This is a genomic window from Kribbella sp. NPDC023972, assembly GCF_040639075.1.
Classification (GTDB): Bacteria; Actinomycetota; Actinomycetes; order Propionibacteriales; family Kribbellaceae; genus Kribbella.
The window spans coordinates 1626839-1638867 of record NZ_JBEZZH010000001.1; the positions used below are offsets into that span (position 1 = coordinate 1626839).

Sequence of the window (12029 nt, forward strand, 5' to 3'; positions counted from 1 at the left end):
CGCTTCGCTCCCTCCGCTCCTCAGTCCAGGCCGGGAGGCCCCGTGACCGGGCCGCCCGGCAAGCTTCTGCCGTTGGTCGCCGCCCTCCTTTGCGGTGCCGTCCTCGCCCAGGCCGCCCAACCAGCCGACCACTCCGTCACCAGCGCGGCGCCTGCCGTTCAGACGTCGACGCGTGCGCCGTTGAGCATCCCGGTGGTACGGAAACCGAGCCCGGCCGGACCCAGCGCCTCGCAGCAGCCGCCGCGCCGATCGGGCCGCACGTCGACCTCGACCAAGACCTCAACCACGACCGCGCCGGACGACTGGAATCTGACCAAGCACGGCAAGGTCCTCTACCTGACCTTCGACGACGGCCCGCAGAAGGAGTGGACGCCGAAGGTTCTGCAGGTACTGGCGAAGCACCAGGCCAAGGCGACGTTCTTCGTGCTCGGCCGGGAGGCGGCGGCACATCCGGACGTGGTCGCGCTCACCCGGGCCGCCGGTCACCGGATCGGCAACCACACCTGGGATCACCCGAAGCTGACCAGCCTGCCCGAAGGCAAGCTGCGGCAGGAGATCGGCACCGGGGTGAAGTCGAAGTGCTTCCGGCCGCCGTTCCGGGACACGAACGCCCACGTCGAGGCGATCGCGGCGTCGTACCACCAGCGCCAGGTGCTGTGGGACGTCGACACCGTGGACTGGTCCAAACCCGGTACGGCGAAGATCGAACGGGCGATCCTGAACGGGGCACGTCCCGGCGCGATCATCCTGTTGCACGACGGCGGCGGCAACCGCTCCGAAACCGTTGCTGCCTTGGACAGCGCGCTGGCCAAGCTCACTCGGCAGGGCTACACGTACCGCGCCCTTCCTTGTTAACGAGCGTCAGGTGGTCACTCCGGCCCGGCCTCCGGAGAAGTGCTTCAGGGCCTGGTCGATCACCGGCACCGGCTGGTCCAGGGCGTTCACCAGGAACAGGCCGGTCGGGCGGAGCAGCGGATTCGGCTTGACCACGGTCCGGACGGCCGGCTGGTCCAGTCCGCGTACGCCGGCCGTCGTCGCACCCACACCTGGGGCCAGCTCGAGCTCCAGCGCGTACTGACCGAAGAGTTTCGCCTGCCGGAAACCCTTCACCGTCGGCCACGGCAGCACGACTGGGTACGCCGCACCTTCGCAGGCCAACTCGAGTGCCTTCGGGGACATCCGCATGGCGACCGGCTGCACCCCGTTGGCGTCGTACCAGCGCTGCCGCTCCGCTTGCAGGCGGAGCGCGAGCAGTGTGCTGACCACAAGCGGAGTCATCGCCGCGATCAGCAGCAACGCGAACGGCCAGAGCCCCGCGCCCCGGAACGCGATCAGTGCGTAGAGCGCGGCGACGATGCCGACCGCACCGATCGCGAGTGTCACCCACGCACCGCGCCGCTGCAGCTTCCGGACAACCTCGCGCCGCTGCAGCACGACCGCCCGATCGATGCCCACGACAAATGCCCCGTCCTCACTCACCGCCCAAGAATCGCACAGGATCGTGGTTCAGGAGTTTCTCCGGCCGGCCCAGGTCCAGGCGTAGACGCCGTCGTCGACGGCCGTTCCGCCCTCGCCGAGCTCCAGCGGGCGGAAGGTGTCGACCATCACCGCGAGCTCCTCGAAGCGTTCGGCGCCGAGGGAGGCTTCGATGGCGGACGGTTGCGGGCCGTGGGCGTAGCCACCGGGGTGCAGCGAGATCGAGCCGAGGCCGATGCCGGAGCCCTTGCGCGCCTCGTAGTCGCCGCCGCAGTAGAACATCACCTCGTCGGAGTCGACGTTCGAGTGGTAGTACGGCACCGGAACCGACAGCGGGTGGTAGTCCACCTTGCGCGGCACGAAGTTGCAGACGACGAAGTTGTGGCCCTCGAACACCTGGTGCACCGGCGGCGGCTGGTGGATCCGCCCGGTGATCGGCTCGTAGTCGCTCACGTTGAACGTGTACGGGTACAGGCACCCGTCCCACCCGACCACGTCGAACGGATGCGTCGCGTAGACCATCCGCGACCCGACGATTCCGCCCGGCCCGTTCCCGCGGTGCTTCACCAGCACCTCGACGTCATTGCCCTCCACAACCAACGGCTCGGCCGCCGCGTGCAGGTCGCGTTCGCAGTACGGCGAGTGCTCCAGGAACTGGCCGTACCGGGACAGGTACCGCTTCGGCGGCGCGATGTGCGAGTTCGCCTCGATGCAATACGCGTGGACGCCGTCCGCTCCCGGAAGCCAGCGGTGTGTCGTCGCCCGCGGGATGATCACGTAGTCGCCTTCGACCGCGTTCAGTACGCCGAACACTGTCTCGACAGTCGCCGACCCCTTCTCGACGTAGACACACTCGTCCCCGGTGGCGTTGCGGTAGTACGGCGACGGCTGCTCGGCGACGACGTACGAGATCCGGACGTCCCCGTTGCCCAGCACCAACCGGCGGTCCTCCACGGCATTGCTCTTCGACGTGTCGGCGAAGAGGTCGTGCAGCTTCAGGTGCCGCGGGGTGAGCGGGTGGTTCGGGACGGTCGCGAGGTCGGGGAGCTCCCAGACCTGCGAATCGACGATCGCCGACGGTACGCCGGCGTGGTACAGCAGCGACGAGTCCGACGAGAACCCCTCCTCCCCCATCAGCTCCTCGTAGTACAGCCCGCCGTCCGGTTTCCGGAACTGTGTGTGCCGCTTCGGCGGGACCTGCCCGACCTGCCGGTAGAACGCCATTTCTCCTGCTCCAGGTGTACTATATTCGGACGCATGCGTCCGCTTACCGAAAGCATCCGTTAGGCTCGGACCCATGTCAACCGTCCCTGCCCTGTTCCGGCACCTGGTCGACGATGCCGCGAGGTTCCCGCCGGGCGAGCTGCCCCTGGCCGAGGCCGTCGCCGCGCACCGGGCGCATCGTCAGTCCGGGTACGCCGACCTGGTCGGACCGTTCGTGTGTACCGACGAGGACTTGATCAAGGTCGCCGCGGAAGCGGCCCGGACCGGACCCGGCCCACTCGAGGTCGCGGTGGTGATCACCGGCGGCGCCGGCGGAATCGAGCCCGCCGTCCGGTACGGCGACCGCTCCGCCGCCATCGAGGTGAAGGCGATCGAGGTCCGGCTGCGGAACGAGGACGACCTGTCCCGCAACGCACTCCGGGTGGTGCGCGCCTGTGACGACTGCCTGGACGAGGAGAACGCGTTCGTCGAGGTCGGCCTGGACGGCGCGTGGGAGCGCGCTCTGGACGTCGTCGCCGACGCCGGCTACGCCGCCAAGCTGCGCACCGGCGGGCTCGATGCCTCGTTGTTCCCGTCGGAGGACCAGGTGGCGGCCTTCATCACCGCGTGCCTGGACCGTGAGGTCGCCTTCAAGTGCACAGCCGGTCTGCACAACGCCGTCCGGCACACCGCCCCAGACACTGGCTTCGAGCACCACGGGTTCCTGAACGTGCTGCTCGCCACCCGGGCGTCCCTCGACGGAGCCTCGCAGGACGAGTTGGCCGCCGTACTGGCGTCCGGCGACGGCTCGCAGCTTGCGGAACGTGCCCGCGCGTTGTCGGAGGATCAGGCCGCCAGTACGCGCCGGTGGTTCACCTCATTCGGCTCCTGCAGCATCGACGAACCCCTTGCTGACCTGACCACTCTCAATCTGATGGAGGCCATGTGACTGTCCCTATGGCCGGGCCTCCGGCGCCGGCGAGGTCATGGGGCCTTGGCTCCCGGTCTTCCCTCGTCGCTCCAGTCGCTTCGCTCCCTCCACTCCTCAGTCCAGACCGGGAGGCCCCATGACCTGGATCGATATCGCCGCGGGCTCGCCGTTCGGACCGGACAACCTGCCACTCGGCGTGTTCCGGCACAACGACGAGGAGCCGCGGGTGGGCGCCGCGATCGGCCACCAGATCATCGATCTCGCCCCGGTCGCGTCGGCGCAGATGATGGACGGCTCCCAGTTGTTCGCGCGACCGTCCTTGAACGACTTCCTCGCCCTCGGCCGCCCGGCCTGGCAGGCGACGCGGGAGTGGCTGCTCGACCTGGTCCGCAACGAGAACGACCGCGACGTGGTCGAGCCGCACCTGATCCCCCAGTCCGCGGTGACGATGCAGTTGCCGTTCGAGGTCGGTGACTATGTCGACTTCTACGCCTCCGAACAGCACGCCACCAACCTCGGCCGGCTGTTCCGTCCCGACTCCGAACCCCTGCTACCGAACTGGAAACACCTCCCGGTCGGCTACCACGGCCGGGCCGGCACGATCGTTGTCAGCGGCACCGACATCGTCCGCCCGTCGGGGCAGCGCAAGGCACCTGACGCGACTGCTCCGACGTACGGACCGTCGCAACGGCTCGACATCGAGGTCGAGCTCGGCTACGTCATCGGTACGCCGTCCGCGCTCGGCAAGCCCGTCTCCGTCGAGGACTTCCGGGAGCACGTGTACGGCGTGGTGCTGGTGAACGACTGGTCGGCGCGAGACCTGCAGGCGTGGGAGTACGTCCCGCTCGGCCCCTTCCTCGGCAAGTCCTTCGCCACGTCGATCTCGCCGTGGGTGGTGTCGCTGGAGGCGTTGTCGGCGGCCGCCGTACCACTGCCGCCGCAGGATCCGCCGGTCCTGCCCTACCTGGCGAGTGACGACCTGCAGAACTACGACATCACCTTCGAGGTCCTGCTCAACGGCCATCGGGTCAGCTGCCCGCAGTACAAGGACACCTACTGGTCACCCGCCCAGATGCTCGCCCACATGACCGTCAACGGCGCCTCGGTCCGCACCGGCGACCTCTACGCATCCGGAACCATCAGCGGCCCGGCGAAGGACCAACGCGGCTCCTTCATCGAACTCACCTGGGCCGGCCGCGAACCCCTCATCCTCGACGGCAAAGAACATACCTTCCTGCAAGACGGCGACGAGGTCACCATCACCGCCCGGGCCACCACACCCTCCGGCACCCACCTAGGCCTCGGCGAGGTCACCGGCAAGATCCTCCCCGCCTAGATGTGCATGCGGTGGCCGGCTCGGTGTTGGGGCTTGGTGGATCTGGGAGGTGGTTTGGGTTATGGGTGGGGGGCAAGCGAGCTGGTGGATGTGGCTAGGGGTGGCTGGCGGGTTGTGTCACCGCTGGCGGGTTGCAGCCTGCCAGCGGTGACATAACCCGCCACTGGCCGTGGACCGGAGGGGGTGGTTCCGGCATGTGGCCGGTTCGTCCGGATGGCGGGATTTCCGAGCGGCCAGCCTCGGTTCGATCGTCGAGTCGTCAATCGTGGTCGAAGAATCGCCGCGGCCCGAACCAGAATCCGCGACTCGATGCACCAAGGCCCGCCGCGACCAACAGACCCGGCCGGGCCCACGGGTCACCCGGCAACCACGCTCGCAAGAAGTCATCCACCCCACCCCGGGCTACACCTCCCGCGGGATCCGCGTAGCTGCGTCCTTCCCTGGTCGGTGTGGTGTGTGTCAAGGGTCGAAGATCCGCGCAGCGGACGCCGAAGGCGCCCTTGACACACACCACACCGACCAGCACCATCACGCAGCGGAGCCCGCGAAACCACACCCACTCCTCACGGCGCTGACCGTCAGACACCGCCCTTGTGTTACGACTCCGTCTCAGGCCCGGAGGGGAGGACGAGACGGGTGAGGGCGCCGCCTCCGGGAGCTTCCCCGAAGGTCAGTTCGGCGCCGAGGACCTTGGCGTGACCGGCCGCGATGGTCAGGCCGAGGCCGTGGCCGACACCACGCTCGGCCATCCCGGACCGGAACCGACGCGGGCCCTCGGCAATCAACTCCTCCGGATAACCGTTGCCGTGGTCAACCACCTCGACGGTCCGGCCGCAGACCGTGACCTCGATCGGCGGCCTGCCGTGCCGCAACCCGTTGACGATCAGGTTGGCCAGGATCCGCTCGATCCGGCGTGAGTCGGTGGACACCGTCACGTCCGGCCCGAGCTGGTGGACCACGACGCTGTCCGGGGCGAGCGACTGCTGCATCCGCAACCGGCCGACCGCGGAGCCGACGAAGGCACCCAGCCCGACCAGCTCGAGGTCGGCCTGTTCAACCCCTGAGTCGAACCGGGCGATCTCGAGCAGATCCTCGACCAGCCGCCGGAGCACCTTGGCCCGGTCCCGGACCAGTTCGCTCGGACGCCCGGGCGGCAGCAGTTCGGCGGCAGTGGTCAGCCCGGTGACCGGCGTCCGCAGGTCGTGCGCGACGTCCGCGGTGAACCGGCGCTCGGCCTCCAGCTGACCACGCAGCGAACTGGCCATCGTGTCCAGGGCGTTCGCGAGCGACTGCACCTCGTCCTTGCCCTTGCCAGCGGCCTCGGCCGCCGACGCGTCCAGGTCGCCGGCCGCGATCCGGCGCGCCGTACCGGCGACCGCGACGATGCGTTTGGACAGGCTGCCGGCCAGGATCACGCTGACCAGGGCGACCAGGCCGACGGTGCCGATCCCACCCAGGATCAGCGCCCGCCGGAGCGCACTCATCGAGTCGTCGCTGGTCTCGTAGTCCTGCACGATCGACAGGATCCTGCCGTCCTTGACCGCGACCGCGGCCCACATCTTCGCGTTCGGCGACCCGGTCTTGAATGTCGCCCGCTTGCCCTCCAGCACCGCGTACCGCAACTGCGGCGGCAGGTCCGGGTCGTCCAGCTTGGACCCGAACACCGGTACGCCGTCGCGGTCGTAGGCGGCCGCGGCCAGCTGGATCCGCTCATCGGCGAAACTCCGGGTCCGGTCCAGCCGGGCCGACTGCGCCTGCGTGTAGACCGCGACGCACAGCACCAGGATCGCGAGCGAGGAGACCAGCAGGAAGATGAGACCGAGCTTCCCGCGCAGCCCCACGTCAGTGCCTTCCGTCCGAGGTCGGTGTGTTGGCTCCGGAGGACACTACCTAGGCGGTGTCTGATGGTCCAGCGCCGTAGCGAGCGGGTGCTCGGTGCGGTAGCTCGGCGTGCTGGAGCGAAGGTCTCGATGCGGATCCATCATGACCTTTGCTCCAGTGCGGCGAGGTGCCGTGCCGAGTGCCGCGCAGTAGGCGGGGGACCATCAGACACCGTCTACGCCCGCAGCTTGTATCCGAACCCGCGGACCGTTTCGATCCGGTCCGCGCCGATCTTGGTCCGCAACCGTTGCAGGTGGACGTCGACGAGCCGGCCGTCGCCGCCCCACTCGTAGTCCCAGACCCGCTGCAGCAGGGTGGACCGGCTGAGCACGACTCCAGGGTTGTTGGCGAACTCGATCAGCAGCTTGAGCTCGGTCGGCGTGAGCTGGACGGTCGCACCACCCCGTCGTACCTCCAAAGCCTCCCGGTCCAGCTCCAGGTCGCCGAAGGACTCCACGCCGGACCCGGCTGCCGGAGCCGGTCGCTCCGGATCGGCCACCGCACGCCGCATCACCGCGCGCAGCCGGGCCACCAGGACCTGCGTGTCGAAGGGCTTGGTCACATAGTCGTCCGCGCCCGCTTCCAGCCCGAGTACGACGTCCAGCGCGTCGCCACGGGCTGACACCATCACGATCGGGACCGTGCTGGTCTCGCGGACCCGGCGGCACACCGAGATCCCGTCCAGCCCGGGCAGCATGATGTCCAGCATCACGACATCCGGGTGGATCTTCTCGAAACGCTCGATCGCCTCCAGGCCGTCCTCGGCCGTGGTGACGTCGTAGCCGTGCCGCTCGAGGGTCAACTGGGTCGCCTCACGGATCACCGCGTCGTCCTCGACCATCAGGATGCGCGCTGCCGGTTCTTCCGGTACCACCGAACTTCAGTCTCCCTCTTGATCCGTCGAGCTCACCTTGATCATCTGCCGGCCGTTCCAACGGTAGACCTCGACCCGCCGTCCCGACGGGCAGCAGACCTTGTCGTCGAGCGCGTAGACCTTCGACTCGACCACCAGATCGCCCTGCGGGCTGGCGTTGATCGTCGGCTGATCGACCTTCAAGCTCCACATCGGCCGCGGACCGGCCGGCTCGACCGCGATCAGGAAGAAGCCGAAGACGAATCCTTCCAGGGAGTGAATCAGGACGATCTGCTGAGGTGTTCCGTTGTGCATAACATCAACGGTCTTACCCCTGCTCAGGCAACGCGAGATCACCGAGCAATTCACCAGCACCCGCCGGGAGAAGTCCGGCAGGTGCTTGTCGGCGAGCAGTTTGATCCGTACTTCGGCCAGATCCACGGTCACCGCGGGCGTCCGTCCCTGCGTCGGCCGGACGCTTCCGCCCATCACCGAGGGCGGGGCCGACGGGCTCGCGGTGCTCGACGGCGCGTCGGCTCCCTCGACCCGCAGGCCGCCGCCGTTCGCGCAGGCGGACAGGCCGGCCAGCGCGATCGTGGTGACGACGGCGGGCAGGAGGGTACGCGGGCGCGCGACGGGCGAGGCGCGCCCGGCTCGCCACATGCGCATAGGGCGCCTCCTACCCTGCCTCATCGATTCCCCCGGGAGATTCAGACAACTACCTTCCATAGTGCTGGCCGGACGTCACATTCGACGGCCATGGACGTCGAATGGCCTCGGCAGTTCCGTTGCGGTTTGGTCACGGGAGCCAAAGCCCCATGACCCCCGCGCCGGAGGCGTGGCATCAGTACGGTCACGACCGCCCTACTCGGCCACCACCTTGCCGGGATTCAGGATGTTCTTCGGATCCAGGGCGGCCTTGATCGCCCGGTGCACGTCGAGCGCGACCGGGCCGATCTCCTCGGCCAGCCAGGTCCGCTTCAGGACGCCGACACCGTGCTCACCGGTGATCGTGCCGCCGAGCTCCAGCCCCACCTCCATGATCCGGTCGAACGCCTGCTGCGCCCGGTCGGCCTGGCCGGGATCGGCCGGATCGAAGACCACCGTCGGGTGCATGTTGCCGTCCCCAGCATGCCCGAGCACACCGACAGTGATGTCGAGCTCCTTCGCGAGCGCCTCGGTCCGGCCGATGAACTCCGCCAGCCGGGACCGTGGCACGCAGACGTCGTCGATCATCGTCGTACCGAGCTGGTCCAGCGCGAGCAGCGCCGCCCGCCGGGCCTCCAGCAACAGCTCGCCCTCGGCCGGGTCCTCCGCTTCGAGGCACTCGATCGCGCCGTGTTCGCGGCACAGCTTGGCCACCGTGGCGATATCGGCCACGCCCGCCTCGCCGCCCGCATCCGACTGGGCCAGCAGCATCGCGGCCGCCTCGGTCGGCAGGTCCATCCGCTTGTACGCGTTCACCGCGGCGATCGTGGTCCGATCCATGATCTCCAGCAGGCTCAGCGAGACGCCGCTGCGGATGATCTCGGTGATCGCCTGGCCGGCCGCGACGCCGGAGTCGAACAGCGCAGCCATCGTCCGCGGCCGGGCCGCGAGCGGGCGCAGCGCCAGTGTCGCCTCGGTGATGATGCCGAGCGTGCCTTCGCTGCCGACGATCAGCTTGGCCAGGTCGTAGCCGGCCACGCCCTTGACGGTACGACGACCGGTCCGCAGCACCCGGCCGTCCGCGAGGACCACTTCCAGCCCGAGCACGTAGTCCGTCGTCACGCCGTACTTCACGCAGCACAGGCCGCCGGAGTTCGTGGACAGGTTGCCGCCGATCGAGCAGAACTCCCAGCTGGACGGGTCCGGCGGGTAGAACAGCCCCTGCTCCTCGACCGCGCGGGACAGGACGGCGTTGTAGACGCCCGGCTGGGTGACGACGTACCGGTCGATCGGCTCGATCTCCAGGATCCGGTCCATCTTCTCCAGCGAGATCACGATGCACCCGTCGAGCGCGTTGGCGGCGCCGGACAGCCCGGACCGCGCACCCTGCGGTACGACGGGCACACCCGCATCCGACGCGATCCGCACCGCGGCCTGCACGTGGGCGGTCTCTCGCACCAGTACGACGGCGAGCGGCATCCCGGCTGGGCAGAACATGGCCCGGTCGTACCGGAAACTCTCCATCCGGTCCGGGTCGGTCACCAGCGCCTCGGCAGGCAACGCGCGCCGCAACTGCTCGACAACGTCACTCATATTGTCGAGCCTAGTGATTACCGCTCAGTTCTGCGCAGGTCCCCGGTTGTCAGGCGGTGACTGTGCTGTGGGTCAGCGGGTGCGGGAGGTGGAGTTCTCCGCGATCTCCTCGTAGCCTCCGCCGTAGTTGTGGAACTCGCGGCCGATCGCGGCGAAGGTGATGCTGCCGGGAAGCGCCTTGACCTTTGGAGTCCGGCAGGTCCGCTGGCCCTTCACCACTGAGCCGTTGCCGCCGCTGCTGTCACAGCTGAGCACCCGGCCGTTGTTGGCTCCGCCGTACTGGACCAGGTAGGCGTTGGACTTCGCGTTGGCCGGCATCGGCGATTCCATGGTGATCTCGGCCCAGTACTGGAAACAGTTGTCCCGGACCAGGCGGATGGTGCCCCAGCTCGGTGGTCTGTGGTCGCGGAACATCGGCGCTGACGCGATGGACGTGGCACGCGAGCAGGCGGCGGCTTCGGCCGCCTGGGCCGGCGTCGCGGGAAGGGCGAACGCGCCCACCCCAGCCAGGCCCGCAGTGCTGAGCAGAATGCCCAGTGTCTTCATGACGAAACCCTTCCTGAATGTACGCCCCGACATACACTCACCGGGCACACTACGCGGAACAGCCCCTGCTCAACAGTCATTCCGGTAATCGGACGACGACACGCCGTATCCAGTTGCGCCCGGCAACGGGTAACCGCTTAACCACAAGCCGTAGGCAACTAACCCGATCGCCCCCAGGAGAAGGGCCCTGTGCCCGATCGGGCACAGGGCAGTGGGTCAGACGCCCGGTCGGCCACAACTGCTCGCAGGCGGTGCTTTGCGTGGCGCCGGCGGTCAGCCGTCCAGCACCCTGCAAAGCACCGACTAAGAGCTACCCCGCACCAGGGCAGAGCATCGCGGCAGCTAGAGATTCCCCCGCCGCTCCTGCTCGCGTTCGATTGCCTCGAACAACGCCTTGAAGTTGCCCTTGCCGAAGCCCAGCGAGCCGTGCCGCTCGATCAGTTCGTAGAACACCGTCGGCCGGTCGCCGATCGGCTTGGTGAAGATCTGCAGCAGGTAGCCGTCCTCGTCCCGGTCGACCAGGATGCCGCGCGCCTTCAGCTCCTCGATCGGCACCCGCACCTGACCGATCCGCGCCCGCAGCTCCGGGTCGTCGTAGTACGAGTCCGGTGTGTTGAGGAATTCCACCCCGTTGGCCCGCATGATGTCGACCGTGCGCAGGATGTCGTTCGTCGCCAGCGCGATGTGCTGGGCGCCGGCGCCGTCGTAGAACTCCAGGAACTCGTCGATCTGCGACTTCTTCTTCGCGATGGCCGGCTCGTTCAGCGGGAACTTGACCCGGTGATTGCCGTTGGCCACCACCTTGCTCATCAGCGCGGAGTAGTCGGTGGCGATGTCGTCACCGATGAACTCCGCCATGTTCACGAAGCCCATCACCTTGTTGTAGAACCCGACCCACTCGTCCATCTTGCCGAGCTCGACGTTCCCGACGACGTGGTCGACGGCCTGGAACAGCCGCTTCGGGTGCCCCTCCGGCCGGGTCACCTGGGTGGTCGCCGCGACGAACCCGGGCAGGTACGGGCCGTCGTACTTGCTCCGGTCGATCAGCGTGTGCCGCGTGTCGCCGTACGCCGCGATCGCGGCCCGCCGGACGGTGCCGTGCTCGTCGGAGACGTCGTTCGGCTCCTCGAGTACGACGGCGCCCTGCTTGCGGGCGTGTTCGATGCACTTGTCCACGTCCGGGACCTCGAGCGCGAGGTCGGCCACTCCGTCGCCGTGCCGGCGGTGGTGGTCGAGCAGCGGGCTCAACGGGGCGACGCCGCCGGTGATGACGAAGCGGGCCGAACCGGCCTTGAGCACGAACGCCTTGTTGTCCTTGTTGCCCGTCTCGGGGCCGGAGTACGCGACCAGGTCCATCCCGAAGGCGAGCTGGTAGTACTTCGCGGTCTGGGTGGCGTTGCCGACCACGAAGACCACCGCGTCCATCGCGGTGACCGGGAACGGATCCGTGCTCTCGTCGTACGGCACCAGGCCGACGAGCTGCTTCAACTGGTCGAGGTCGAGATCGGCGTCGAGCTCTGCGGGGGTGAGGTCGGTGCTGGTCATCGTGGTCCTCCCGGTTC

11 protein-coding genes are annotated in these 12029 nt (G+C 68.4%); 3 read left to right on the plus strand and 8 right to left on the minus strand.

Translation table 11 applies throughout. The features are described from left to right. The first annotated feature begins 42 nt into the window (after nucleotides 1-42). The gene (locus tag AB0F43_RS07685) at nucleotides 43-855 is read left to right on the plus strand and encodes a polysaccharide deacetylase family protein (RefSeq protein ID WP_360472083.1); all 813 of its coding nucleotides are present in this window, start codon (nucleotides 43-45) and stop codon (nucleotides 853-855) included. A gap of 6 nt (nucleotides 856-861) precedes the next feature. Here the strand turns inward: AB0F43_RS07685 and AB0F43_RS07690 are convergent, their stop codons facing one another. Together AB0F43_RS07690 and AB0F43_RS07695 are read right to left on the minus strand one after the other, a co-directional pair. Then, nucleotides 862-1479, minus strand: coding sequence for a hypothetical protein (locus tag AB0F43_RS07690; protein ID WP_360472085.1), 618 nt, complete (start codon nucleotides 1477-1479; stop codon nucleotides 862-864). A gap of 27 nt (nucleotides 1480-1506) precedes the next feature. After that, nucleotides 1507-2700: a homogentisate 1,2-dioxygenase domain-containing protein gene (locus AB0F43_RS07695; RefSeq protein ID WP_360472088.1), complete on the minus strand. Its 1194-nt coding sequence runs from the start codon at nucleotides 2698-2700 to the stop codon at nucleotides 1507-1509. A 73-nt stretch (nucleotides 2701-2773) separates the two neighbouring features. Between AB0F43_RS07695 and AB0F43_RS07700 the strand changes: the two genes are divergently transcribed. Further along, nucleotides 2774-3628 (plus strand): hypothetical protein, encoded by an 855-nt coding sequence (locus tag AB0F43_RS07700; protein WP_360472090.1) that lies wholly within the window; start codon nucleotides 2774-2776, stop codon nucleotides 3626-3628. Nucleotides 3629-3746: 118 nt separating this feature from the next. Then, the gene (gene fahA, locus AB0F43_RS07705) at nucleotides 3747-4946 is read left to right on the plus strand and encodes a fumarylacetoacetase (protein WP_360472093.1); all 1200 of its coding nucleotides are present in this window, start codon (nucleotides 3747-3749) and stop codon (nucleotides 4944-4946) included. Between the two features lie 596 nt (nucleotides 4947-5542). Here fahA and AB0F43_RS07710 read toward each other — a convergent pair. The 6 genes from AB0F43_RS07710 to hppD form a co-directional block, all read right to left on the minus strand. Next, nucleotides 5543-6787 (minus strand): HAMP domain-containing sensor histidine kinase, encoded by a 1245-nt coding sequence (locus AB0F43_RS07710; RefSeq protein ID WP_360472096.1) that lies wholly within the window; start codon nucleotides 6785-6787, stop codon nucleotides 5543-5545. Nucleotides 6788-7002: 215 nt separating this feature from the next. After that, nucleotides 7003-7701, minus strand: a complete 699-nt coding sequence (gene cseB, locus AB0F43_RS07715) for a two-component system response regulator CseB (RefSeq protein WP_360472098.1) — start codon at nucleotides 7699-7701, stop codon at nucleotides 7003-7005. A 6-nt stretch (nucleotides 7702-7707) separates the two neighbouring features. Next, on the minus strand, nucleotides 7708-8349 hold the full coding sequence (locus AB0F43_RS07720; RefSeq protein WP_360472101.1) for a hypothetical protein: 642 nt from the start codon (nucleotides 8347-8349) through the stop codon (nucleotides 7708-7710). 195 nt (nucleotides 8350-8544) lie between these two features. Next, a complete protein-coding gene (locus AB0F43_RS07725; RefSeq protein ID WP_360472104.1) occupies nucleotides 8545-9921 on the minus strand; it encodes an FAD-linked oxidase C-terminal domain-containing protein in 1377 nt (458 codons plus the stop codon). A 72-nt stretch (nucleotides 9922-9993) separates the two neighbouring features. Further along, on the minus strand, nucleotides 9994-10467 hold the full coding sequence (locus AB0F43_RS07730; RefSeq protein ID WP_360472106.1) for a hypothetical protein: 474 nt from the start codon (nucleotides 10465-10467) through the stop codon (nucleotides 9994-9996). 342 nt (nucleotides 10468-10809) lie between these two features. Further along, entirely contained in the window at nucleotides 10810-12012 is a 1203-nt protein-coding gene (gene hppD, locus AB0F43_RS07735) for a 4-hydroxyphenylpyruvate dioxygenase (protein ID WP_360472109.1), read from the minus strand. Between the last annotated feature and the right edge of the window lie 17 nt (nucleotides 12013-12029).